Here is a 25766-nt window from a genome sequence, read left to right on the forward strand (position 1 = left end):
TGGGGGAAGGGGCATAGTATGCTGAAAAATCTGATTAGCCGCCTCTTTGGAAAGCGCAACGAGCCAGTAGCCGATAACAGGCTGCTTCAGGCCAAGAGCTTGCTTGAGCAAGGGGAGCACTCCAAGGCCTTTACGGTTCTGACAACCCTTGCAAGAGAAGGGCAGCCGGAAGCGCAGTATCTGGTCGGGCAGGCTTATCTGAACGCTCAGGGAGCCCCTCCCAACCTGATTGAAGGGGCGCGCTGGACCCGGCGTGCGGCTTTGAAAGGCTGGGACCGGGCTGCTTTTATTCTGGCGACGTTGTATCTGCATGGCTTGCCACCCGAGGTAGAAGAAGGCGAGAGCCTGTCTTCTGTTTTTGAGGACTACAAAAAGCGGGAAAAAGCTCAGCCGGATTATTACAAAGCGGCTCGCTGGGCCAGACAGGCCGCGGAGGCTGGTAACTCCGATGCGCAGGCTCTGTATGGCTATATCCTGAGTGCAGGACCGGATGATATTCGGGACCCTGATCAGGCGTTGCTTTGGTATCAGAAGTCAGCAGATGCAGGATGTTTACAGGGGCATCTGGGGCTTGGTCTTGCGGCGCTGAAAGGCGCGCAGACGTATGAGCAGTATGCTCAGGCAGCGGTGGAGTTGCAGAAAGCCGCGGATGGTGGGCTGGGCACAGCACTCTATCTGATGGGCGTGATGGCCGAGCGGGGCACCGGCGTTCCGCAGGACGATGCTCTGGCGACAGCCTATTTCGGTCGGGCCGCCGAGCAGAATGTCCGGGGTGGACAGGCAAAATACGGCATCGCCCTTATGGCGGGCAAAGGGATTGAGCGGAACCGCGACCGGGGTGAAAGCTGGCTGCGCAAAGCCGCGCTGGCGGGTGACGCTGAAGCGGCGGCTATTCTGGGCGACTGGTATGGGCGTGGGATAGACCTTCCCCCCAACTATGCAGAAGCGATTTCATGGTATCGTTTTGCGTCCGAACACGGCCATGCGGCTGCAAGCCACACACTCGGGACCATTTACATGGCGGGTGTGGGTGTTCCGAAAGATCCGGAAGCGGCTTCCTCCTGGTTTAAGCTGGCAGCAGAGCAGGGCGATAAGAAAGCCACGGCTGATCTCGCTAATCTGGTGCTTGAAGGCGATGCGCCCAGAGAAGACGGCCGGGCGCTCATGGAGTTCTATAAGCATGCCGCCGAAGAGGGCGACCTGCTGGCCGCGTTTAACTTTGGTGTCTGTCTTGCGCAGGGCGTCGGGGTTGAGCGGGATGAAGAGGAAGCCCTCCTCTGGCTGCATAAAGCCGCGGAAAAGGTGGTCAACGCCCAGTACTGGTACGGGAAGATGTTGTTGCAGGGGCGTGGCGTTGCACAGAACCCTGTGGAAGGCCGGGCGTGGGTTCAGAAAGCCGCGGAAGCAGGCATGGCAGAAGCCGAGATTGCGTATGCTGATCTGCTGGTCACGGGTGTTGGTGGTCCGAAAAATCATCCGGAAGCCCTGCGGATTTACAAACAGGCAGCAGAGCGGGGCACTGCCTCAGCCATGTTCTCCGTGGCGGCACTCTATGGCGGTGGTCATGATGTGCCGGAAGACCGGGCTCTCGCGCGGGAGTGGTTCCTCCGGGCGGCAGAACAGGAGCATCCGGCAGCCCAGCTGATGATTGCGCGGTACTACGCCAATGGTCTGGGGGGTGAAAAGAATCTGGAACAGGCACGTATCTGGTACCGGAAGGCCGAAGCACAGAATCTTGCGCAGGCAAGTGCGGAACTGGCAAGCATCGGCACTGGCGGTACAGTGCCTTTGCCCGCAGAGAGCTGATAGTCCGTTATAAGGCGTAGCGATGGTAAGCAGAGAGCGGGTTCGCTGATGGCGCAGTCAGATGAGACACAAGGCGCGCTCTCTGGTTTTGTGACGCAGGAAGATCGGGCGGCCTGGCAGGTGTGGGCCAGCGCACGGGCTCAGGCGACGTTTCAGCGCGGCAATGAAGCCTGGCAGGCCGGGCGGGAGTCGGAAGCCTGGGACTGGCTGGAACGCGCTAACCGGCAGGCCCGGGATAACCCTCATGTCATGCTCGCTCTTGCACTGGCACGGCAGGCTGTCGGGGATGTTGGTGGGGCAATTGATCTTCTGAAAACCCTTCTGGATCGTTTCGACTTTCGGGAGGGCTGGGTTCTTCTGGCTACGTTTCAGCAGGCGGCTGGTCATGGCGCTGCTGCCGTTTCAGCACTGGGGCAGGTTTTGTCCCGGTTTTCCTGCACATCTGATAGTGCAAAACTTGCGGATAAGATCACGAGGCTGAATGGTCTTGCGGGCTGGTGTGGCTTGCAGGGGGATGGCACGCTGCGGCTGGGTGGTGCTGTTGCCGGGCAGACGCCGGTTGTGTTGCTGGATGCGCACGCGGTCAAAATGGTGCGCAAAAAAACAGGCTGGCACTGTCCTGTGGGCTGGAAGACGGCGCGCTCTCTGGAAGTTCGTCTGAAAGATCAGCCTTTTTTAGTGGGTAATCCGGTTCAGCCGTTTGCAATTGCGCGAAGTGAGGGGCTGGTTGAGGCGGGGCCGGACGGGCTGACGGGCTGGGTCTGGCTGCCCCATGACGCGGATCGTGCGCCTGTTGTGCAGATACAGGATGCTTCCACAGGCAAAGTTCTGCATACAATCACCGCAGAAAACGTGAGTGACTCTGTTCCTTCTGACGTGCCGCTGGCCCGCTATCGCGCTTTATCGCTGCCGTTTGACGCTCTGCCGGATGTGCCGGTGCGGGTGGTCGGGCCTGATGGGCGAGATCTTGCGGGTAGTCCTCTGGATGTCGGGCTGGAACGGCGCTCAGGCAGGATCGTTGCGGAGGCTCTTGCGGACAGTTTTCTTGCTCGAAAAACGCCTGATAAAATAAAGGGGTTTCCCGGTTTTGTTCCGGTTCCTGTGCAGGGGGCTGTGGCAGGAACCCCGTGCGTCTCTGGCCAGCAGGCCGGGGTTGCTCTTGTTATCCCGGTTTATCGGGACAAAGATCGCACGCTGGCGTGTCTTGAAGCGGTGCAGCGGACTGTTCCGTCTGCTGACGTTCCGGTTGTCATTGTGAATGATGATGCCCCGGACCCGGATCTGGTGCTGGCCGTGACACGTTTTGCGAAGAAGGCCGGGTTTCGTGTTCTGACCCATGCGCGCAATTACGGTTTTCCCTCAGCCGTTAATACCGGTTTGCGGGAGGTGGCCGGGCATGATGTGATTGTGCTGAACAGTGATACGCTGGTAGCCGAGGGTTGGGTGGAAGAGTTGCGGCGTATTGCTTATGCGTCCGCCGGGACCGGGACGGTCACACCCTTTTCTAATGACGCCAGTATTTTGTCCTACCCTTCTCCGGATAAGAAAAATCCTGTGCCCGACCTTGCGCAGACGCAGGATCTGATGGCGCAGGCGCAGGCCGCCAATGCCGGGCACGCGATTGAAATCCCGACTGCTAACGGCTTCTGCATGTATATCCGGCATGACTGTCTGGCGCAGACCGGGCTACTGCGGGACGATGTGTTTGCGCAAGGCTATGGGGAAGAAAATGATTTTTGCATGCGCGCCCGCGCTCTGGGATGGCGGCATCAGGCGGCGCCCGGCGCGTATGTTGCGCATGTCGGGTCGGCGTCTTTCGGGGGAACCCGCAACGGACTGATGCGCCGGAACGAGGCGATTCTGAACCGCCTGCATCCCGGTTATCATGAGATGATTGCGGCGTGGATTGAGAAAGATCTTCTGTTTAACGCCCGTCGGCGGCTTGATCTTGTGCGCTTCCGGGCGGCCGCACCGCAGAGCACGTCCGGACGGAAAAGCCGGAAGAGACGAGCCGTGGTGCTTGTCACGCATGATTATGGCGGCGGCGTTGAGCGTGTGGTGGGTGAGCGCGTCACGGCTCTCACCGCGCAGGGCGTGCGGCCTCTTATTCTTCGTCCCACAGGCGGAGGGTGTGTGATGGAGGAGGGGGGAGTAGATGCTTATCCGTCTCTGCGTTTCAGGCTGCCGGATGAGTGGGCATTGCTGACCCGCCTGTTAAAGGCGGAAGGAGCAGCAGAGGTGGAAGTGCACCATCTGGCCGGGCACAGTCCGATGCTCTACGGTCTGCCTGAGGCATTGGGTTGCCCTTATACTGTCCATATTCATGATTATATGTGGTTTTGTCAGAGAATTTCTCTGATGGGGGTGAAGGGCCGGTATTGTGGTGAGCCGGATGTGGCAGGGTGCGAGACGTGTATCGCGCTGCTGGGCCGCAAGATGGAGGAGGATGTTTCCGTTACGGTTTATCGCACGCGCGCAGAAGCTTTTCTGAACACTGCGCAGACCGTTTATGTCCCGTCACACGATGCTGCCCGGCGAATGCAGCGGCAGTATGCCAGCCTGACCTGCCAGGTGCAGTTTCTGGAAGAGGATGCAGTGCTCTGTGCTGAAGGGGAAGCACTCCGGCAGAGGGCGTTTCCGGTGCCGGAACAGCGCATTCCCGGTGTGGCTGTTCTGGGGGCCTCCCGGAGTGAGCGTGTCCGGGTGTGTGTTATTGGCGGCATCGGGCGGGAGAAGGGGTATGATGTGCTGCTTGCTGCCGCACGCGACGCCGCGTTGCGGGCCCTGCCGCTCGAATTTGTGATTGTGGGGCACACACCGGATGATGAGGCGCTGATGCGCACCGGCCATGTTTTTGTAACGGGAGAATATCAGGAGGAGGACGCCATCCCGCTGATTGCCTCCGTGCAGGCGGATTATGCGTTTTTACCTTCTGTCTGGCCGGAAACCTGGTGTTTTACGCTCGGACTGGCCTGGAAAGCGGGTTTGAAAGTTGCAGCATTTGACCTTGGAGCCCCGGCTGAACGGATACGGGCCACAAAACAGGGTATGCTGTTAAAGACAGATCTTTTAGAAGAGGGTCTGAATGACGTATTGATAAAACTCGGACGCATTGTCGCTGAGGGCCGGGGTGTGTCTGCATAATAACCTTTTCTTTACTGGCTCATGATTTTTTGATTTACAGTTTTCCTGTATCGTCACGATGGAAGAAATTTTATGTCACAGACTACCCAGACGCCTGCGCCTCAGCGGATTTCTGATCTTAAGGTATCGGGCCATCTGATGACGCTTCAGACAGGCCTGTTCTGCGTGTTTCACGCCCCCGGACAGAAGGCGCCCACGGCGGCCGGTCTTCCCGGAGTCCGCCTGTCTCAGCCGCCTGTGCGGGATGAAGGCAACATCAGCATCGTGACGTTTGATGAAGATGGCTGGCTGGGGGGCCAGAATGGCGCAGCACTGATCCGCGTGCAGCGTGGCCCCGCGCAGGTGCTGGTCACGGTGTATCAGGAACTCGGCTCCCCGCATGACGCACCCCGTTTGCAGGTTGTGCAGCTAAGCCATGATGCAAGTGCTGGTCCGGTTGCGCAGCATGCGCCTGTTGCGCCGGAAGGTCAGGCGTCTGCTCCCGTGGCCGCTCCTGCCGTGCCTCATGCCGCGCCTGCTCCTGTGGCAGCCCTCAGTCCCTATGCGGCAGAAATTGGTGCGCATATTCAGCGCCGTGGCGATGTCATGTCCCGCGTGGGTGAGTGGATGGGTGAGCCCGGAAGCCATGCGTGGATTGAAGGTTTTGGAATTGCACCGTCTGAAGAGATTGGCGCTGATGATATTGAATATCAGGCCGTTCTTGGCAAAGGCTGGCTCTCTCCGTGGGTTGAAGGCGGCAAATATTGCGGCAGCCGCGGGATGGCGCTGCCTATTCTGGGCCTGTGCATCCGCCTGAAAGGCAAAGCCGCAAAGAAATTTATCTGCCGGGTGACCGCGACCTTTACCGATGGCACGCGCGTTGGGCCGGTTGAAAGCGGTGAGCCGATTGAATCCGCCAGTCTGGCTCCGCTGGAGGCCTTCCTGCTGGAAATCCTGCCGCGTGAAGAAGAGGGTGGCCGCGGGAAAGGCCGCCGGGGTGGCAAGGGCCGCAACGCCGTTGCGGAAGCCGAGGCCGCTGCCGATCTTGCCGCACTTTTAGAAGAAGAAATTGAAGAAGCCGAACTTCTGGAAGATCTTGAGGAACTGGAAGCCGAGGCGGATACGGCTGAAGAGTTTGAACTGTTTATAGAAGAAGAGCGTCCGGCCCGTAAAACGCCGGGCAAGCCGCGTGCTGGTCGTCCCGCGGGTAAGGGACGCGCTGTGAAAAATGCAGCGCCAGAGATTGTGCCTGCCAAATCCGCAGGGCGCCCGCGCAAAGCGGTTGCAGCGCCAAAAGCAGCCCCGGCCAAAGCTCCGCCGACAGGGCGTGGCCGTGGCCGCAAACCCTCTTCCCGGCGCTAAAAACTCCTGAAGGTCCGGTTTAAAAAACCGGGCCAGTCCGGGAACGTGGTGGCATAGCAATACAGGTAATCCCTTGAAGTATCTTTTTATTCACCAGAACTTCCCCGGACAGTACCTTCATCTCGTGCGTCATCTGGTGCAGGCCGGTGGGCACGAGATTGTTTTTATCAGTGAAGATAACGCCAATCTTATTCCCGGCGTGCGGCGGGTAATCTACCGGATGCCCCGCCACGCCACGGAGCAGACGCATCCCGGCGCGCGGGAGTTTGATCTGGGGCTTGTGCGGGCGGATGCCGTGGCAAAAGCGGCCAGCACGCTCAGGGACCTTGGGTTTGAGCCGGATATCATCATCGGCCATCATGGCTGGGGGGAATTGCTGAATATTCAGGATGTGTTCCCCGGCGTTCCGGTGCTGGGCTATTTTGAATTTTATTATCATGATGAACCGGGGTTTGACGTCGGGTTTGACCCGGAATTCCCCATGCAGCCCGCCATGATGCCGCTGGTCCGGGCGAAAAACGCCATCAACCTGCAAGCCCTGACCTCTCCGGGGTACGGCCAGACGCCTACGGAATTTCAGAAAAGTGCTTACCCTGACTGGGCGCGGGAGAAAATTACTGTTCTGCGCGAAGGGGTGGATCTGGAACTGTGCCGCCCGGACGCCACGGCGCATCGTCGCAAGTTCAGCATCAAGGATGTGCATGTTTCTCCCAAGGAGAAACTGATTACCTATGTCTCCCGTGATCTGGAGCCGTATCGCGGGTTCCATGTTTTTATGCGCGCTTTGCCGCGGATTCTGCGGGAGCAGCCGGACGCCCGGGTGATTATGGTCGGGGGCGATGGCGTCAGCTATGGGGCGCGTCTGCCCTCCGGGTCATGGCGGGAGCGGATGCTGGAGGAACTGGCCGGAGAGCTTGATCTCTCCCGCATCCATTTTGTCGGCAAAGTCTCTTACGACGATTTCCTTAGACTGCTTCAGCGGTCAGATACGCATGTTTATCTGACGTATCCGTTTGTGGCGTCATGGTCTCTGCGTGAGGCAATGGCGGCCGGGTGCGCGATTGTGGGAAGTGCCACAGCGCCTGTTGAAGAATTTATTGAAGATGGCGTGACAGGCCGTCTGGTGCCGTTTACGGAGCCGGACCGGATTGCTGAGGGCGTTCTGGAACTACTGAATGACACCCGCACCGCCAAAAAAATGCGGCAGGAAGCGCGGGCTGAGGCAGAACGCACCTTGTGCATGAAGGCGTATCTGGCGCGGTATGAAGACCTGATCAGCCAGTTGATAACCGGCCACAAGGCGGCGCCTGTTTTGCAGGAGCGCGCGGCTGAGGCCGATGTCCCGCGGAATGGTACTGTGCCAAAGCGTGGCAAGGCCAAAGGGGCATCGAAGATTAATAAGCCGGATGCCGTAAAAGCTGAACCCGTCACACCGGCTAAAAAACCGCGTCAGCCTGTCGCCCGGAAAACAGCCCCTGTTCGGGTCGCGGCAAAACAGGTGGCATCCGCGTCTTCCAAAACCGTGCGCACACCAAAATCTGCCGCTCAGGCTGCTCCGCGTGTTGCGAAGGGTACGGAAGTCAGGTCTGCCCCGTTAAAGCGGGCCGCCGGACGCAGGAAAAAAGCGGATCAGGCGTCATCCTGACCCGCTGACCCGCCGGGCCGCCTCTCAGCCTGTTCAGGCGTGAGGCGGGACTGACTGGTTGACATGGTTTGCCAGCTCAATGATCACCTTGCGCATCAGTGTCGCAATGGCGGCATCGGTGCTGACATCGCCGGTTTCAGACAGATGCACACGGTCCCGGATCAGCGGTTTGTTGGGGTCTTGCGGCAGAACCGCCCAGTTGGCGTCCAGCACGACTGAGCCGTTCGCATCCACATCCAGACGCGAGATATTGACTTGCACCCGCAGCGTTGCGGCATCGGCCAGAGGCTGGTCGGTAATCAGCTCGTTCGGGTGGAAGGTGGCAATCTGGTTGGTGATCAGATCCGTAATGCCCAGAGAAAGGCGTGTCGCCCAGCGGGATTTGGGGCTGCGCACAATTTCTTCCCCGTTCCGCAGCACAATATCCTGCGAGTCCAGATAATCCGGAATCACGGTGCGGCTGATTTCAATCGTGCTCGCACGGGGGGAGAGGTGCGGCTGCCGCACTGCCTGATCAGACGGCATGCCCAGCGTATAAAGCCGCAGCGGCGGGGAGGCGCAGGACGTCAGCAGCGCGCAGCCGCACAGCAGAGCAGCACAGGAGAGGCGGCGCAGAGAAAGCATCATGGACGGCGTCCCATCAGCAGGAGTTGCGGGTTGCGTTCAACATCACTGGAGAAGCCACGCAGAGAGGCCGCCGCGGCGGCAATATCGCGCAGGGCGGCATCCAGATTGGCGCGATCTATGGAACGCGGGGAAAGGATGGTCTGGAGCGTGTCCAGTGTCTTGGTGGCGGAGGCGAGGGTCGCGTGCATATCGGCACCGCGGTTGGTGAGCTGGTCTGTGCTGGTTTGCAGCAGCTTGTCCATTTTCAGCAGTGTCACATCCAGCTTGGCCTGAAGGTCCCGGATGGCATCGGTTGCGGCCTGAACAGTGTCATGAGAGCGGTCTGTGGTGATTTTCACGCTGGCAAGAAGCGGCGGCAGGTCGGTGTTCATCTTGTCGCTCAGCGTCTTGATGGACAGCAGCGTGGCATCGGCGTGGCCCGCAATATCCTTCACGGGCAGATCGCTCAGCGTGTCTTTCAGTTTTTCCATGGTGGACAGGCGGGCGGGGATTTCCAGCTCGCCTGTAATACGCGGATGCAGGATGGCCGGGGTGGATTTATCAAAATCCAGCTCGATATTGGACTGCCCGGTGACAAAGCTTTGCAGATTGAGTTCAGCCCGCAGGCCGTTGGCAATCATCTCCTGCATGCTGACTTTGGTGCCCCCCGGCACGTCCCGCACGATATGGATCTGGTCCGGCTCCAGCGTAAGCTGGACGGGGATGTAGGCTTTACGGTCCAGCGGGTCAAAACGCAGGGTAATGCTTTTGACAGACCCGACCTTCACCCCACGGAAATTGACAGGTGCGCCCACGGCCAGCCCCGTAATGGAGTTCTGGAACACCACCACAGCCTCGCGCGAGGGCGCGAAGAAGCGCATGTGCCCGAACAGCATGATCACGGCCAGCGCCAGCGCGCCACCCCCCAGAACAAATGCGCCGATCAGGGTTTTACGGTTTGTGCTTTCAGCCATGATCGTTCAGCCCTTTGTCTCATCTGTTGGGGGAATGTCTGCCTGACGGTTCATAAAGGCCATGACTTCCGGAATGGTGCTGTGGTCCCGCAAATCCCGCGGGGAGCCGCGGGCAATGGGTTTGTGGGTTTTGGCGTCCAGAAAAATGCCGTCATCCGCAATGGCAAACAGGCTTGGCAGTTCGTGGCTGACAATCACGATGGTTGCGCCAAGTCCGTCCCGCAGGGTCAGTATCAGGTCATCCAGCCGGGCGGAGGTAATGGGGTCCAGCCCGGCGGAGGGTTCGTCAAAAAACAGAATATCCGGGTCCAGCGCAATGGCGCGGGCAAGGCCCGCCCGTTTGCGCATCCCGCCGGAAATTTCAGAGGGCATGAGGTCAATGGCCTGTTCCATGCCGACAAAGCCGAGTTTGAGTTCCACCAGACGGCGGATGACATCGGGCGGCAGGCTGGTGAACATTTCCATGGGCAGGGCGACATTTTCCCCCACGGTCATGGAACTCCACAGGGCAGCACTCTGGAACAGCACGCCAAAGCGATGATTGATTTCCGTGCGGCGTTTGTCGTTCTGTGCCCAGTAATCTTCCTGCCCGACCAGAATCTGCCCGGCGGTGGGGCGTAACAGGCCGATCATGCTTTTCAGCAGCGTGCTTTTTCCGCAGCCTGACCCGCCCATGACGGCAAAAATAGACCCGCGTCTGAGGTCAAAGGAGACATTCTGCTGAATGACCTTGGGGCCGAAGGACAGGCCCAGATCCCGCACGGAGATAATGGTCTCTGGCTCGTTCATCTCAGATCCCCAGCGCGGTGGCCATAACGGCAAACACCGCATCCATGGCGATAATGCCGACAATGCCGATCACGACCGCCCGTGTGGCGGCAATCCCCACATCTGCGGCACTCCGTCCGGCCTGCAGGCCCACGCGGCAGGCTGCCAGCGCGATAAAGCTGGCAAAAAAGAAGGATTTGACAAAGCCGAACACAAATTCCCGCAGGGCAATGCCGTCAAAGGTGGTGTTCAGATACCCCAGCGGGGAGATGTCCATCATGCTGACGGACACAACAAATCCGCCGAAAATGGCAATGATGGTGCCGTAGATATACAGCAGCGGCATCATCAGCCCGAGCGAGAGAATGGACGGCAGCAGGATATAACTGGAAACCGGAATGCCAAACACCTGAAGCGCGTCAATTTCCTCATTGCCCAGCATGGTGGAAATGCGGGCGGCATAGGCCCCGCCAGTGCGCCCGGCCATGACGATGGCGGTCATGATGGCGGAAATTTCCCGCGCGCAGGCAATGCCCACCAGATTGGCAACGTAGATTTCCGCCGCAAAGCGCCGCAGTTCCACCAGCCCGACAAAGGCCAGAATCGCGCCCACCAGAAAATTGACCACGCCGACAATCAGCAGGGCGGAGGGGCCGGCATTCCAGATATCGGAGGCCAGATCCTTCAGGCGCATCCCGCTTTTGCCGGTCAGGGTTTTGAAGGCCCCCTGCGCGGTTTCCAGCGCCAGCTCTGTCACAGTCCCGGTTTCATTCAGGACGGAGAGAGTCTTGTCGCCCACACGTTCCAGCAATGGAGCCGGTTTGTGGCTTGCGGCCTTGCCGGAGGCCGGGGCGTCCGGCAGCAGGGCCAGAAGCCGCTGGGCGGAGGCGGGGAGACCCTGTGGGTCAAACTGCATCCCGGCGTGGCCTGCGGCCTGCTTGACGTCCCAGAGGAACGCAATAAAGGCGGAATCCCAGCCAGTTACACCCTGCGTATCAAAAGTCAGGGTGCTGTGGTCCCGGCCCTGCGCCAGCCCGTCGGCCGGGAAGGGGGCCATGCCGCCACTTTGTACAGTCCACGCGCCCCGCAGTACAAGCTGAGGAGCGTTTGTGTCCCCTTCCAGCGTCCAGACAGGTTTTTCAGCAGGCGGTGCCGGATGCGGAGGGGCGGCGTGGGCGGTGTGATCAGTCATGATGTGTGGCGACATTAGGGCACGGTTTCCGGGCTGACCAGCCCCGGCAGGGGGTGTGGCGGCCATGTTCTGAGAGAAGAGCTGCGGCGGCCCGGCCATTGCGGCGGGGAGGCGGGTCCGCTAGATGCAGCCTTGCTTTACTGGTCTTCCGGCCGGTTTTCTGAATTTTACGACGGGAGTTCTTCATGCGACGCAGACGCGGCCGCCCCCTGGATGGCTGGCTGGTGATCGACAAGCCTTCCGGGGTGACCTCCACCCAGATGGTGGGTCGGGCCAAACGGATTTTTGATGCGCAGAAAGTCGGGCATGGCGGCACGCTGGACCCGCTGGCCACCGGCCTGCTGCCGCTGGCCTTTGGCGCGGCCACCAAAACCGTGCCGTATATTATGGACGGCACCAAGATCTACCGCTTTACGCTGAAGCTGGGTGAAGCGCGGGATAGTGACGATGCTGATGGCAACGTGACGGACGTGTCCGACGTGCGCCCGACGGATGAGCAGCTCCGCGCCGCTCTGCCTGCCCTGACGGGGGACATCATGCAGGTGCCGCCGGTCTTTTCCGCGCTGAAAGTGGCCGGGGAGCGCTCCTATGACATGGCGCGGGAAGGCCGCCCGCCGGAACTGCCGCCCCGCCCCGCCCGCGTTGACCGGTTTGAACTGATTGAGCGGCCCGATGCGGATACCGCGATCTTTGAGGTCGAGTCCGGCAAAGGGGTGTATATGCGGGCTCTGGCGCGGGATGTGGCGCTGGCCTGCGGCACTGTGGGGCATATCACCGCGCTGCGCCGCCTGCGCGTGGGGCCTTTTACCGAGGCCGATGCGATTGTTCTGGACAAAATTGTCCTAAACGACGAAAACCCCCATGCCTCACCGGAGCTGTTGCGTCCGGTCTCGACCGCGCTGGCCGACATCCCGGCGGTGGCCCTGACCAAAGATGAAGCAGTGTCCTTGTTGCACGGACAGGCGATCAGCCTTGTCGATCTGATGGATCGTCTCCCTCAGATTGATGATGAAGATGCGCCTGTGCGGGCCATGGAAGGGGGGCGCGTACTGGGCCTGTGCCGTCGGGAAGACGGCTTCCTGCGCCCTGTGCGGATTCTCTAGAACCTTCTTTGTACGGAGACAGTGATGTCGATTACCGCAGAACGCCGCACGGCAGTTATCAGTGAATACCAGACCACCCCCACGGATACGGGTTCACCGGAAGTGCAGATTGCAATTCTGACCGAGCGCATTGTTAACCTGACCGAGCACCTGAAGACCCACGCGAAGGATTTCCATTCCCGCCGTGGTCTGCTGATCCTCGTTGGTCGTCGTCGCAGCCTGCTCGACTACCTGCGTCGTAAGAGCCAGAGCCGCTACGAAACGCTGATCGGTCGTCTCGGCCTGCGTCGCTAAGACCAGAGTTAAAGGTGTCAAAGGGTGCGGTTGCCGGGTTATGCCGCAAGCCGCACCCTTTCCCTTTTTGGGGCTGTTGTGTGATGATAGCCCTGCGCGCAGAGGCCATGCTGGTCTTTGCGTCTGATAATAAACGGCCACAGGTCTGAGTGCGGGATCATGATCCCGGCGGGCCACGGCGTTTCCGACCACATGGCGCCTGGGTGGTTTTGCCACCAGTCACCATGCCGTCCGAGGCGCTGTCCGCTCTTTCGGTTCTCCCCCGCCTGTTCATGTGGCCTTGAGTGAAGATGAGGCAGAACTTTATGTTCAATTACTACCGTAAAGAAATCGAATGGGGCGGTCGCCCGCTGGTGCTGGAAACAGGCAAGATTGCCCGTCAGGCCGATGGCGCCGTGGTTGTTACCTATGGTGAAACCGTTGTGCTGTGTACCGCTGTTGGCGCAAAATCCGTCAAGCCGGGGCAGGACTTCTTCCCGCTGACCGTCAACTATCAGGAAAAAGCCTACGCTGCCGGCAAGATCCCCGGTGGCTTCTTCAAGCGTGAAGGCCGTCCGTCCGAGAACGAAACCCTCGTTTCCCGTCTGATCGACCGCCCGCTGCGTCCGCTGTTCCCGGAAGGGTTCCGCAATGAAGTGCAGGTGATCGCCACCGTGCTGACGCACGATATGGAAAATGATCCGTCCATCCCGGCGCTCATTGGCTGCTCTGCGGCTCTGACCCTGTCCGGTATTCCGTTCTTCGGCCCGGTTGGCGCGGCCCGCGTTGGCTTTAAGGATGGCGCGTTCATCCTGAACCCCACCCTTGAGCAGATGGCAGATGCGGCTCTGGATCTGGTTGTGGCCGGCACGGAAGAAGGCGTGCTGATGGTCGAATCCGAAGCGTCTGAACTGTCTGAAGACGTGATGCTGGACGCCGTGACGTTTGGTCACAAGGCATTCCAGCCGGTGATTGAAGCCATTATCTCTCTGGCTGAACACGCTGCCAAAGCACCGTGGGCTCTGCCGGAAGTCTCCAAGGAAGCGCAGAAGCTCCGCACCCGCGTTGATAAAGTGGGCCGCAAGCTGATTGCTGACGCCTACAAGGAAAAGAAGAAACAGGCCCGCTACGAAAAGATCGGCGCCGCCAAGGAAGCGATTCTGGCCAAACTGGCGGAAGAAGAGCTGGACGTGGATGCCGCCAAGCCGATGCTGAAGGATCTGGAAGCCGATGTGGTCCGCACATCCGTGCTGAAGACCGGCATGCGGATTGACGGGCGTGATCTGGTCACGGTGCGTCCGATTGTGTCTGAAGTCGGCATTCTGCCGCGTGCGCATGGCTCTTCCCTGTTCACCCGTGGTGAAACACAGGCGCTGGTCGTGACGACGCTGGGCACCGGGCAGGACGAGCAGGTGATTGACGCGCTTCAGGGCGAATACCGCACCAACTTCATGCTGCACTACAACTTCCCGCCCTTCTCTGTGGGGGAATGTGGTCGTATCGGGTCTCCGGGCCGTCGTGAAATCGGGCATGGCAAGCTGGCATGGCGCGCCATCAACCCGCTGCTGCCGTCCCGTCAGGAATTCCCGTATACGCTGCGCGTGGTGTCTGAAATCACGGAAAGCAACGGGTCTTCCTCCATGGCGACCGTCTGCGGCTCTTCTCTGGCTCTGATGGATGCCGGTGTTCCGCTGAAGCGCCCCGTGGCCGGTATCGCCATGGGTCTGATCAAGGAAGGCGAGGACTTCGCCGTTCTGTCCGACATTCTGGGTGATGAAGATCACCTCGGGGATATGGACTTCAAGGTGGCCGGCACCGAACAGGGCGTGACCGCCCTCCAGATGGACATCAAGATTACGTCCATCACGCCGGAAATCATGAAGATCGCGCTCGGTCAGGCCCGCAATGGCCGCATGCACATTCTGGGTGAAATGAGCAAGGCGCTGACGGAAGGCCGCACGGACGTATCCTCCACCGCTCCGAAAATCACCACCCTGACGGTGCCGCGTGAAAAGATCCGTGATGTGATCGGCTCAGGCGGTAAAGTTATCCGTGAGATTGTTGAATATTCCGGTGCGAAGGTCGATATCGGGGATGATGGCACCATCACCATCGCCGCAATGTCTGACGAGCAGGCCCAGAAGGCCATTGACCGCATCAACGGCATTGTGGCCGAACCGGAAGTGGGTCGTGTCTACAACGGTAAGGTTGTAAAAACGGCTGATTTCGGGGCGTTCGTGAACTTCATGGGCGCACGGGACGGTCTGGTTCACATTTCTGAACTCACACAGGGCCGCGTTGGCAAGACGACCGACGTTGTCAAGCAGGGTGACGAAGTGAAGGTGAAAGTGATCGGCTTTGACGACCGTGGCAAAGTGAAGCTGTCCATGCGCGTTGTTGACCAGGAAACGGGTGCCGACATTACGGAAACTGTAGGTGCAAAGCCTGCACGCGCACCGCGCCGGGATGCTGAATAAGCATCCCTCAGGCGGTTTCTGACCAGCATCCGGCTTTTGCCAGATAAGACGATAGGACAGTTATGAAGGCGATCAACGCAGTTCGCATGGGGGGCGTGGACGTCCTGCCGCTGGTAGAAGGCGGCAAGGGGGTTTCCGTTTCAACAGGCGTTTCAGCCGGAGCATGGGCTGCAGCGGGCGGGGCCGGTACGGTCTCCATTGTGAATGCGGACAGTTACGATGCAGCCGGAAACCCGGTCCCGCAGATCTATCATGGCCGGACTCGCCGGGACCGGCATGAAGAACTGGTGGATTACGCCGTTCGTGGTGGCATTGCGCAGGCGCAGATTGCGCATGATATCGCAGGTGGCCGTGGGCGTATCCATGCCAATATCCTGTGGGAAATGGGGTCTGCCGAGCGCGTGATCCGTGGCGTGCTGGATGGGGCCAAAGGCCTGATTCAGGGGCTGACCTGTGGTGCGGGGATGCCGTACCGCCTGTCCGATATTGCTGTGGAATATGGGGTTTATTACTACCCCATCGTGTCTTCCGCACGGGCCTTCAACGCCCTGTGGAAGCGGGCTTACAGCAAGAGTGCTGATCTGCTGGGCGGCGTGGTGTATGAGGACCCCTGGCGGGCTGGCGGGCATAACGGCCTGTCCAACACGGAAAATCCGCTGATGCCGGAAGATCCGTACCCCCGCGTGGCGGCCCTGCGCAAACTCATGCGCAGCTTTGGTCTGGATGAAACCCCCATTATCATGGCGGGTGGCGTCTGGTGGCTGGAAGAATGGGAACACTGGATTGATAACCCGGAGCTGGGGCCGATTGTGTTCCAGTTTGGCACCCGTCCGCTGCTGACGCAGGAAAGCCCGATCCCGCAGGCATGGAAAGACCGGCTGCTCACCCTGAAAGAGGGGGATGTCTACCTCAATCGTTTCTCACCGACCGGCTTTTACTCCTCCGCTGTCAATAACAGCTTCCTGCAGGAGTTGCGCGGCCGGTCAGAACGGCAGGTGGCGTTCTCACCGGAGGCGCTGGGTGCGCACACCGCATCGTATGGCGTCGGGGCCCGCAAGCGGGAAGTGTTTGTGGCGGAGGAAGACCTCCAGCGCATTCATAACTGGGAGGCTCAGGGCTTTACGGAAGCCATGCGCACCCCGGATTCCACGCTGATTTTTGTAACGCCGGACCGGGCGCGGGAAATCATTGCGGATCAGGTGGCCTGCATGGGCTGTCTGTCCGAGTGTAAATTCTCCAACTGGAGCCAGCGCGGGCCGGATTACAGCAACGGGCATAAAGCAGACCCGCGGTCCTTCTGCATTCAGAAAACGCTCCAGACTGCGGCGCATGCCAGCGGTCCGGATGCAGCGACTGTTCTGGACCATAATCTGATGTTTGGCGGCACCAATGCCTGGCGCTTTGCAACAGACCCGTTCTACGCCAACGGTTTTGTGCCGACAGTCGCGCAGTTGATTGAACGGATTATGAGCGGGCGTTAAGCTGGTTCTGAACACTGAAAATCAAAAAGGCCCGTCAGATCACTCTGGCGGGCCTTTTTGCGTAGCGGGCTTCTGTCTCCCGTCCGGCCGGGTCAGTCGCCCTATGTCCGCCGGGTCTTACCGGCGGGAGCGGGCAATTTTTTTGTCGGTTTCATACTGGCTGAGGGCATAGACGGACCAGATGGCTGCCGGAATCCAGCCGATAACCGTAATCTGCAAGATCAGGCAGATCAGCCCCGCAAAAGGCCGCCCGATGGTAAAGAACTGAAGCCAGGGCAGCAGCAGAGCAAGAAGAAGGCGCATGCAGGGTCTCCCGTAAGCAGGCATGACGTAACTGCCAGACAGGATGGCGGGGCCGGGGGCGGAAAACAAGCCCGGAGCGCAAGCCCTAGGTGCCTCAGCCTTTGTGTGCTAGAAGAAAACCGCAGGGCAGACGGATGTTTGCCCGCCTGTATTTCAAGGCGTGCCCGGCATTTGGGCAGGGTGCGCGGCCATGACAAGACGGATGGACCTTGACCGAGATTTCTGACCAGCCGGGATCGCCGGTACCTTCTGACCTTCTCCCCGTCACCATTGAGGAGGAAATGCGTTCCTCCTACCTCGCTTATGCGATGTCGGTGATTGTCAGCCGCGCCCTGCCGGATGTGCGCGATGGTCTGAAACCTGTGCATCGGCGCATTCTCTACGCCATGCATGAAAGCGGCTTTACGCACGATAAACCCTACCGCAAATCGGCCCGTGCGGTCGGTGAGGTCATGGGTAAATACCATCCGCATGGTGACGCCTCGATTTACGATGCGATGGTGCGTATGGCGCAGTCCTGGTCCATGCGCGTCAAGCTGATTGACGGGCAGGGGAACTTTGGCTCCGTCGATGGCGATAGCCCGGCGGCCATGCGTTATACGGAAGCCCGTCTGGCCAAGGCAGCCACCTTCCTGCTGACGGATATTGACCGCGATACGGTCGATTTCCAGCCCAACTATGATGAAAGTGAGCATGAACCGACGGTTCTGCCTGCTGCGTTCCCCAATCTGCTGATCAACGGTGCCACCGGTATTGCCGTGGGGATGGCCACCAACATTCCGCCGCATAACCCGTCGGAAGTGATTGATGCGACGCTCGCGCTGATCGAAAAGCCCGAGATGGAGCTGGACGAGCTGATGGAGCATGTGCCGGGGCCGGACTTCCCGACCGGCGGCATCATCCTTGGTCGCTCTGGCATCCGCAGTGCATTTGCCACCGGCCGTGGCGCGGTGATTATCCGCGCCCGTGCCGAGGTTGAGGAAATCCGTAAGGACCGTAAGGCCATTGTGGTCACGGAAATTCCGTATCAGGTGAATAAAGCCACCCTGCAGGAACGCATTGCCGATCTGGTGCGCAACAAGCAGATTGAAGGCATTTCCGACATCCGGGATGAATCGGACCGTTCGGGCATGCGCGTGGTGATTGAAATCAAGCGCGATGCCACGCCGGAAGTCGTGCTCAACCAGCTTTACCGCTTCACGCAGCTTCAGACCTCCTTTGGTGTGAACATGCTGGCGCTGGATGGCGGCAAGCCGCGCCTGATGGGGCTGAAGGACGTTCTTCAGGCGTTTATTGCGTTCCGTGAGGAAGTGATTCTCCGCCGTTCCCGCTTTGAACTGAACAAGGCGCGGGATCGCGGGCATATCCTCGTGGGTCTGGTGATTGCGGTCGCGAATATTGACGCCGTGATCGCCCTGATCCGCGCCGCCCCGGATGCCGCCACTGCGCGTGAATCCCTCATGGCCGCAAGCTGGGATGCCGGTGATGTCGCACCGCTGCTGGCGCTGATCCATGATGATGGCAACGAGATTATTGATGGCAAAGTCCGCCTGACGGAAGCACAGGCCCGCGGGATTCTGGAGTTGCGCCTGCAACGCCTGACCGGGCTTGAGCGGGACAAGATCCAGAGTGAACTGTCCGACGTTGCAAAGCGCATCAATGAACTGCTGGAAATTATCGGCAGCCATATCCGCCGCATGGAAGTGCTGCGCGAGGAAATGATGACGGCCCGCGCTGAGCTGGCCACCCCGCGCGCAACCGAAATTTCCGATTATGCCGGGGATCAGGATGATGAAAGCCTGATTGAACCCGGGCAGATGGTTGTCACCATCACGCGGGAAGGCTTTATCAAACGTACGCCGCTGGATGTCTATCGCGCCCAGAACCGGGGTGGCCGTGGCCGCACGGGAGCTGGCACACGCGGCGATGATATTCTGGTGCGCTCCTTTAATGCGCATACGCACCAGTGGGTCATGTTCTTCTCCTCTGGCGGTAAGGCCTACCGGGAGAAGGTCTGGCGTCTGCCGGAAGCAAGCCCCACGGCGAAAGGCCGTGCACTGGTCAACCTGCTGCCCGACCTCGGCTCGGACACCATTACGGCTGTGCTGCCGCTGCCGCATGATGAGGAACTGTGGGAATCCCTGCACCTCGTCTTTGCAACGGCAAGCGGTGGGGTGCGCCGTAACCGCCTGAGTGATTTCCGCAACATCCGCTCTTCCGGCCTGATCGCCATGAAGCTGGATGAAGGGGACAGCCTGATTGGCGTTGCCACCTGTCGGGAAGGGCAGGATGTGTTCCTCGCAACCCGCAAGGCACGCTGCATCCGCTTCCAGATTACGGACGAGACGCTGCGTGTGTTCGCAGGTCGTGGCTCGTCCGGTGTGCGCGGTATCCGTCTGGCGGAAGGGGATGAGGTGATCAGCCTCGCCGTCCTCAACCATGTTGAGGCCACGGTGGAAGAACGCTCGGCCTATCTGCGGATGGCCAATGCCAAACGCCGGGCTGAGAACGCTGCCGAGGTTGAGGACGACTCCGAAAATACGGTGGTTGAGGCGGATGAGGAAGACGCCGCTTCCGGCACCGCTCTGCTGACCCCGGAACGCTTTGCCCAGCTTGAAGCCGCTGAAGAAATTCTGCTGGTGGTGAGTGATGGCGGGTTTGGCCGCCGGTCTTCCGCGTATGATTACCGTGTGAGCGGGCGTGGCGGGCAGGGTATTACCAACATGACCTTCTCCACCAACAAGCGCGGGACGGAAGTCGCCGCCACGTTGCAGGTGCTGGACGGCACGGATGTGATGCTGGTGACGGACGCTGGCCGCCTGATCCGTGTGCCGGTTGATCAGGTCCGCGTTATGGCGCGTCAGGCCAGTGGGGTGACGCTGTTCCGCCTGAATGAGGACGAGCGCGTTACCAGCGTCTTCCCGGTAATGGAGGATGAAGACGAGGGCGAGGCTCCGGCAGTGGGTGGAACGGCTCCAGCCTCTGCATCCGTGCCTGATGCTACTCCGCAGGCAGGCTCCGGGGATGGAGATGCCACGCCAGCAGAGGACGACGAAGCGTGAGTGAGGGCATATGTGCCGAACCCCGGCGCATAGGCTTTTACGCGGGGACATTTGACCCCGTGACCACCGGGCATCTGGACGTGATTGAGCGTGCGGCCCGGCTGGTTGATCGTCTGGTGATTGGTGTTGCGAAAAATCCGGGCAAAAACCCGCTCATGCCGCTGGATGAGCGCGTGGCCTGTGTGGAAGAAGCCCTGCCCGCCATCGCGAGCCGGGTGGGAGGGGATCTGAAAGTGGTTTCCTTCGATTCCCTGCTGGTGGAAGCCGTCCGGGCGCAGGGCGCGTCCCTCATTTTCCGGGGGCTGCGGGTGCTGACGGATTTTGATTATGAAATTCAGATGTCCGGCGTAAACCGCCGTCTGGCTCCGGGCATTGAAACCGTTTTTCTCATGGCGTCTGAACGAACACAGTTCATTTCATCTCGTCTTGTGAAAGAAATTGCCGGGTATCACGGAGATATTTCCGAATTTGTGACCCCCGGCACCCAGAAACGCCTGCTCGCCCGGCTCAAGGTGCGGGCGGCGGGGTGACAGGCCTCAGGCCCTGTGACCCAAGTGTTCAAGGAGAAGTTTTATGACTGCCGACACAGATAAAAATGATCTGATTTATATGGATGTGCCCGAAGGCCGCGTGGTCATCCGCCTGCGTCCGGACATTGCTCCTCTCGCGGCCGAGCGTATCCGTACGCTGTCTGCTCAGGGCTTTTACGATAACGTGCCGTTCCACCGCGTTATTTCCGGCTTTATGGCACAGGCAGGTGACCCGACGGGCACAGGCATGGGCGGGAGCGAACTGCCGGACCTGAAGGCTGAATTCACGCGGGATGCCAAATTCCTGCGCGGCACGCTGGGTATGGCCCGTACGTCTGACCCGAACAGCGCCAACAGCCAGTTCTTCATCATGTTTGAACCTTCCCCGCATCTGGATGGCCAGTACACCATTGTGGGTGACGTGATTGAAGGTATGGAACATATCGACAAAATCAAACGCGGTTCCGGTGGGTCTGGCATGGTGAAAGATCCGGACCGGATTAAAAGCATGCGTCCGGCTTCTGCTGAAAACGCCTGATTTCAGAAGTTTTTTTCTGATGTTGAAAAGCGCGGCCTCCCCGGAGGTCGCGTTTTTTTATGGGCGACGACTTTGGGGAAGCCCGGAAAAAAGCGGGAGGATGTGCCGCTTCTTGCGGGGCGGGTTGGATCTTTAAACGCCCAGCAGAGTCTGTGGGCGAGAAACACGGCGGCACGCCTTTATGGTCAGTTCTACTCTTGCCCGCATTTTGCGTTCGGAAAAGGTTAGCCGTCTTACAAAAGGCTGGAAGAGAGGGAAAAATCCTCTTTTCTGGTCAGAATGTGGTCTCATCGCTTGACACACCGGGAACGATCCGTTTAGACAGCCTCCAGCAAACACGTCCCGCAGTTCAGTCTGCCACGATGGTTTGTGAACCAATGGTGTGAGCCGGTAGCTCAGTTGGTAGAGCATTCGACTTTTAATCGAATGGTCGAGGGTTCGAGTCCCTCCCGGCTCACCATTGATACAAAATGCCAAAAGGCTATTTTTTCTCAAAATCTTAAATGATGACGCTGAAAACCAGATCTGTCTCTGTTCAGACTGTGTCTGACGCAAACGGCATGGCCGGTTTTTATCCGGCAGCGATGTGCCGGGCAGGGTGATGTCTTGTGATGCCTGTTGCAGGTGTCAGAACCAGAGAACGCTGGCGGTGTGCGTTGCGTCAATGTGGCAACGCGGCTCAGGGGACATCCTTGTCCCACGGCGGCACAGGACCGTACTGAGCGGCCAGAAAATCAATCATCGCCCGGACTTTTAACGGTATGGTCAGGCCGGGGGCATAAACAGCGTGTAGCGGCGGGCCGGGTGTGGGCGGCATATCCAGCGTTACGGCTTTTAGTGTGCCCGCCCGCAGAGCATCCGCCACAATAAAGGTGGGCTGGTAGACAAGCCCCTGTCCGGCAATAGCGGCCTCACGCAGCACATCGCCATTATTGGCGCAGAGCGGGCCGGAAATGGTCACGGATTTTTCGCCTTGCGCGCCAAAGCTCCAGCGGGATGCGCTGGCGGTCGTTTCCCCCAGCGTGTAACCCAGACAGGCGTGCTGGCTGAGGTCTGCCAGTGTGGTCGGCGTTCCGGCCTGCTCCAGATAAGACGGTGCTGCGCAAACCACCATGCGAATATCGGCTAGTTTACGGACCCGCAGACTGCTGGGCGTGAGCGAGCGGATGCGCAGCGTGAGGTCCCAGCCCTCTTCAATCAGGTCAACCGTGCGGTCATTAACGCCGAGTTCGACTGTTACCAGTGGGTAGCGGCGGCTGAAGTCGGGCAGAAGCGGTGCGACGTACCGGATAGCGAAGGAAACCGGCGCATTCAGGCGCAGGCGGCCACGGGGCTCCCGCCGCTGTTCCGTAACGGTCTGCTCAATTTCTTCCAGTTCGGGCAGGATTTTCTGGCATCCGTCCAGAAAGAGGCGTCCGGCTTCCGTCAGGGAGAGTTTGCGTGTGCTTCTGTGAAACAGCGTGCTGCCAAGCCGGGTTTCCAGCGCATTGATATGCTTGGTCACCATCGTCTGGGACAGGCAGAGCGCACGCCCGGCCCCGGTAAAGCTGCCGGTTGCAACAACTTTTACAAAAACCTGCATGCTTGTAATGCGGTCCAGCATGAAACACTCACAGGTTTAAGGAAGAAGGCCGGGCGATGTGGCAGATCACCGCCCGGAGAAAGGAAGAGGGTTTTTACAGAAATCATAACCCTCGTGAGTCGGCTTTTGGTGGTCAGCGCAGCATGGGGCGTGGCGGCGGCGGCGGACGATCATGGTCGTTATGGCCGTGATGATCATGATTCCAGTCAGGGCGTGGCCCGTGATGATGGTGATCATAGCCACCCCCGCACCCAGTAAGCAGGGTCAGCGGAGACATAAGACACAGCGTCAAAAAGAGACGTTTCATAAGACTCTCCATAAAATACAAGAGTTCACCGTAATCGCGGCAATCCTGCGGCATTGTTTGAGAGATTGAAACAGGACGCAACAAAAAACAGTTTTGTTGCGCGGAATACGGCTTTTTTGTCAGCCGTTGGGAAAAGTGCAAAAAAGAGGCGCGTCGTGCCGTTGGGGCGGACCAGGCTGAGGGTGGCAGAAGAGCGGTGCCGGATTACAGAATGATGCGCAGAGCTGCCGCCTGTCTTGTGCTGATGCAAGGCGTGGCCGCGCAGACGGTGCTGCCCCCTTTGCGCGCGGCTTATGGGGCGGTGCCTCCTTCTCCCCACGCCAGTCTGCTTTTGCCGTTTGATGCCAGAACCGCTGTGGCCGCGTTCTGGTCTGGTCCGGATTTTGTTGTGGTGGCGGACCAGCCTCTTCCAGCACTCTCCCATTTGTCCGGCGATCACGGTCTGTTTTCCAGTCCGGATGTAACGGTGCTGGAGAGAGCAACCGTTATCCGCCTGTATCTGCCTGCCCATCCGCAGCTTTCGTTTTCCCGCCAGTCGGACGGCTGGATTTTGCAAACGGATGTATCAGGCCATGCGGGTTCTTCCTCAGCTCCGTCCGCTGGCAGCATGCCGATATTCATGCCGGGGGCAGTCCTCTTTCCGCAAAAGCAGGCCGGCCGGGTTCTGATGCTGCCAGACCCTGCATCGGGCCAGCGCTTGCTGATTGCTCCCTCATTGGGGGTGACAGGTGGTGTGCCGCAGGGGCGGCGCGCGGAGGGGTACAGCATCCGGCCTTCTCTGGAAGGTCTTGTGATTGCTGCTGACTCGCCGCAGATCGCATTGCGTGGCACGGCGGAGGGTGTGGTGCTGGATGCCGTCGCGCTCGACCCTCTGCCGGTCGGCGAGAAAGAGGCCTCTTCTGCGCCCGCACCGGCATCTGTCGCAGCACATGGGGCAGACTGGGTGTGGCTTGGGTTCGGGTCGGTCGGGGGCGGTCAGAAGGCTTCTTCCCGTCAGCCTTCCCGGCTGGACTCCGCGCAGACCGCCTTTGCCGCAGGCCAGCCCTGGCAGGCCTTGCGTGTGCTGGACAGGACACCGGCATCAGAGGCACCAGCCACGAGCACGAGCACGAGCACGAGCACGAGCACGAGCACGAGCACGAGCACGAGCACGGCGACCAGAAACGATACAGCGCAAATTGCCGGGACATTTCTGCATGCTGCGGCCTCCCTGCTGGCAGGACATACCGGGCAGGCGCAGGATCTGAATGGCGCCCGGTTTGGGGATGCCCCCGCCACCCGTGTCTGGCGCGGCCTGTATCTGATGCAGACCGGCCAGAACAGCCAGACGGCCTCCACCTTGCTGGCGGCTGGCTTTGCGCAGATGCAGGCTTATCCAGCCGCCGTGCGTGCCCTGATGGTGCCGCAGGCGGCAACTTATGTGGCCCGGTTTGGGGATGCGGCGTCAGCAGCGTTGCTTGATCCGCTGCCGGATGAGTCCGCTTACGATCTTGCCCGTGCTCTGCTTCAGGCAAGAGCCGGGCAGGCGGAAACCGCCCGCGTGGCGCTGGAAAATCTGACAGCCTCCTCCTCCGCCCAGACGGCAGCCTATGCCCGCGCGGCACTGGTCGGGCTGATGCTGGAGAAAGATATGATTTCTCCCGCTACCGCGGCGGAAGCTTATGGCAAGCTGCTGGAAAATGAGGGGCAGCCCGCTGCCCTCCCATCCGGGCCAAAGGCGACCATCCGGCTTGGGCAGGCGCATGCCTTTGCCCTCGCCGAGCAGCCACAGGCGGCGCTGGCCGTGCTGGACAAGGTTCTGGCCGGGCCGGATGTGCCGGAGGATGTGCTGTCCAGCGCCTATCTGGCAATTTTGCGCGGGCTGGTTTTCCCGGAGACGGTGCGCGGTGCGCCTGCGGGGGGAGCAGCACTGGCGGCACCTTTGTCCGCTGCTGAGCGTATCGGGCTGATTGCCGCCCATCTGCCGCATGTGGAGGATGGACCCGCCAAAGCGAAGCTGCTGGCTGGCTATGGCCGTCTGCTGCTGGCAGGCGGGCGGCTGGATGCGGCAGTGGCGGCTTTCGGGCAGGCGGCTTTGTTGCAGGATAACCCCGTGGCAAAGGCGGACGCGGAGGATCTGCTGGCGCAGGCCGCATTGCAGGCCCACCGGCTGGACGTGGCGCAAAGGGCGCTGGACCGCGCGCGACATCCGGGCCTGCCGGAGGATCTGGCGACGCAGTGTGCCTATGATGCCGCCCGTCTGGCTGTGGCTCTGGGCGACCCGGATAAGGCGCTGAGCCTGCTTGAGCGGGATGAGACAGATGCTGGGCTGGAGTTACGCGGGCAGGTGTATGAGGCTCAGAAACGCTGGCCGGAGGCTGTGCTGGTTCTGGGCCGTCTGGCCGCCCGCAGCGTGCCGGAAGACGGTGTTCTGACGGAACCGCAGCAGGCACTCGTTTCGCGTCTGGCAACGGATGCGGCGGCGGCGCAGGATTCGGCAACCCTGCTGCGGCTCAAGGGCTGGCTGGCAGGCCGCACGCTGGGGGCAGAGCGGGATGAGCGGTTTGCCATGCAGATACGGAGCATCAAGCCCCTCAGTCCTGCGCATTGAGAAGGGCTGAAGCACGTTTTTGACAGTTTTTAGAAAAAAAACGG

19 protein-coding genes and 1 tRNA gene are annotated in these 25766 nt (G+C 60.1%); 14 read left to right on the forward strand and 6 right to left on the reverse strand.

From position 1 onward, the window contains the following. The first annotated feature begins 18 nt into the window (after positions 1–18). From JK199_RS12735 to JK199_RS12750, 4 genes are all read left to right on the forward strand, one after another. The gene (locus JK199_RS12735; RefSeq protein ID WP_212376595.1) at positions 19–1806 is read left to right on the forward strand and encodes a tetratricopeptide repeat protein; all 1788 of its coding nucleotides are present in this window, start codon (positions 19–21) and stop codon (positions 1804–1806) included. 48 nt (positions 1807–1854) lie between these two features. Then, entirely contained in the window at positions 1855–4950 is a 3096-nt protein-coding gene (locus JK199_RS12740) for a glycosyltransferase (RefSeq protein ID WP_212376598.1), read from the forward strand. 72 nt (positions 4951–5022) lie between these two features. Then, entirely contained in the window at positions 5023–6291 is a 1269-nt protein-coding gene (locus tag JK199_RS12745; RefSeq protein WP_212376601.1) for a hypothetical protein, read from the forward strand. Between the two features lie 73 nt (positions 6292–6364). Next, a complete protein-coding gene (locus JK199_RS12750; protein ID WP_212376604.1) occupies positions 6365–7936 on the forward strand; it encodes a glycosyltransferase in 1572 nt (523 codons plus the stop codon). Positions 7937–7969: 33 nt separating this feature from the next. Here JK199_RS12750 and JK199_RS12755 read toward each other — a convergent pair whose 3' ends face one another. Genes JK199_RS12755 through JK199_RS12770 form a run of 4 tightly spaced genes read right to left on the reverse strand, consistent with a single transcriptional unit; the run spans position 7970 to position 11476 of the window. Beyond that, positions 7970–8563 carry a PqiC family protein gene (locus tag JK199_RS12755; protein WP_035373237.1) on the reverse strand — a complete coding sequence of 198 codons (594 nt, stop codon included), beginning with the start codon at positions 8561–8563 and terminating at the stop codon, positions 7970–7972. After that, on the reverse strand, positions 8560–9516 hold the full coding sequence (locus tag JK199_RS12760; RefSeq protein ID WP_212376607.1) for an MlaD family protein: 957 nt from the start codon (positions 9514–9516) through the stop codon (positions 8560–8562). Before JK199_RS12760 ends, JK199_RS12755 begins: the two co-directional genes overlap by 4 nt. 6 nt (positions 9517–9522) lie before the next feature. Further along, positions 9523–10305 carry an ABC transporter ATP-binding protein gene (locus tag JK199_RS12765; RefSeq protein ID WP_077930913.1) on the reverse strand — a complete coding sequence of 261 codons (783 nt, stop codon included), beginning with the start codon at positions 10303–10305 and terminating at the stop codon, positions 9523–9525. A 1-nt stretch (position 10306) separates the two neighbouring features. Beyond that, entirely contained in the window at positions 10307–11476 is a 1170-nt protein-coding gene (locus JK199_RS12770) for an ABC transporter permease (protein WP_212376610.1), read from the reverse strand. Between the two features lie 185 nt (positions 11477–11661). On the opposite strand from JK199_RS12770, the gene truB reads away from it, so the two are divergent. The 4 genes from truB to JK199_RS12790 all read left to right on the forward strand — a co-directional run bounded on the left by truB (position 11662) and on the right by JK199_RS12790 (position 16810). Then, positions 11662–12579 (forward strand): tRNA pseudouridine(55) synthase TruB, encoded by a 918-nt coding sequence (truB, locus tag JK199_RS12775; protein ID WP_212355053.1) that lies wholly within the window; start codon positions 11662–11664, stop codon positions 12577–12579. Between the two features lie 24 nt (positions 12580–12603). Beyond that, complete coding sequence (gene rpsO / locus JK199_RS12780) at positions 12604–12873, forward strand: 30S ribosomal protein S15 (RefSeq protein WP_025825010.1); 270 nt, start codon at positions 12604–12606, stop codon at positions 12871–12873. A gap of 305 nt (positions 12874–13178) precedes the next feature. Continuing rightward, complete coding sequence (pnp, locus tag JK199_RS12785; RefSeq protein WP_212355093.1) at positions 13179–15329, forward strand: polyribonucleotide nucleotidyltransferase; 2151 nt, start codon at positions 13179–13181, stop codon at positions 15327–15329. Positions 15330–15391: 62 nt separating this feature from the next. Next, a complete protein-coding gene (locus tag JK199_RS12790; protein WP_025825012.1) occupies positions 15392–16810 on the forward strand; it encodes an NAD(P)H-dependent flavin oxidoreductase in 1419 nt (472 codons plus the stop codon). Between the two features lie 117 nt (positions 16811–16927). On the opposite strand, the gene JK199_RS12795 is transcribed toward JK199_RS12790, so the two are convergent. Then, positions 16928–17113, reverse strand: a complete 186-nt coding sequence (locus JK199_RS12795) for a YqaE/Pmp3 family membrane protein (RefSeq protein WP_025825014.1) — start codon at positions 17111–17113, stop codon at positions 16928–16930. 209 nt (positions 17114–17322) lie between these two features. On the opposite strand from JK199_RS12795, the gene gyrA reads away from it, so the two are divergent. The 4 genes from gyrA to JK199_RS12815 all read left to right on the forward strand — a co-directional run bounded on the left by gyrA (position 17323) and on the right by JK199_RS12815 (position 21703). Continuing rightward, positions 17323–20175, forward strand: a complete 2853-nt coding sequence (gene gyrA / locus JK199_RS12800) for a DNA gyrase subunit A (protein WP_244985138.1) — start codon at positions 17323–17325, stop codon at positions 20173–20175. Continuing rightward, positions 20172–20705, forward strand: coding sequence for a pantetheine-phosphate adenylyltransferase (gene coaD, locus JK199_RS12805; RefSeq protein ID WP_212376613.1), 534 nt, complete (start codon positions 20172–20174; stop codon positions 20703–20705). The genes gyrA and coaD overlap by 4 nt, the downstream gene beginning before the upstream one ends. Before the next feature lie 43 nt (positions 20706–20748). Then, entirely contained in the window at positions 20749–21243 is a 495-nt protein-coding gene (locus JK199_RS12810; RefSeq protein WP_025825020.1) for a peptidylprolyl isomerase, read from the forward strand. Between the two features lie 384 nt (positions 21244–21627). Then, positions 21628–21703 (forward strand) — tRNA-Lys (locus JK199_RS12815). A gap of 219 nt (positions 21704–21922) precedes the next feature. On the opposite strand, the gene JK199_RS12820 is transcribed toward JK199_RS12815, so the two are convergent. Beyond that, entirely contained in the window at positions 21923–22846 is a 924-nt protein-coding gene (locus JK199_RS12820) for a LysR family transcriptional regulator (RefSeq protein WP_212376616.1), read from the reverse strand. A gap of 93 nt (positions 22847–22939) precedes the next feature. On the opposite strand from JK199_RS12820, the gene JK199_RS12825 reads away from it, so the two are divergent. Together JK199_RS12825 and JK199_RS12830 are read left to right on the forward strand one after the other, a co-directional pair. Continuing rightward, positions 22940–23083 (forward strand): hypothetical protein, encoded by a 144-nt coding sequence (locus JK199_RS12825; protein ID WP_212376619.1) that lies wholly within the window; start codon positions 22940–22942, stop codon positions 23081–23083. Between the two features lie 260 nt (positions 23084–23343). Next, positions 23344–25722, forward strand: a complete 2379-nt coding sequence (locus tag JK199_RS12830) for a hypothetical protein (RefSeq protein WP_212376622.1) — start codon at positions 23344–23346, stop codon at positions 25720–25722. Positions 25723–25766: the final 44 nt, after the last annotated feature.

The organism is Acetobacter persici, assembly GCF_018256955.1.
Classification (GTDB): domain Bacteria; phylum Pseudomonadota; class Alphaproteobacteria; order Acetobacterales; family Acetobacteraceae; genus Acetobacter; species Acetobacter persici.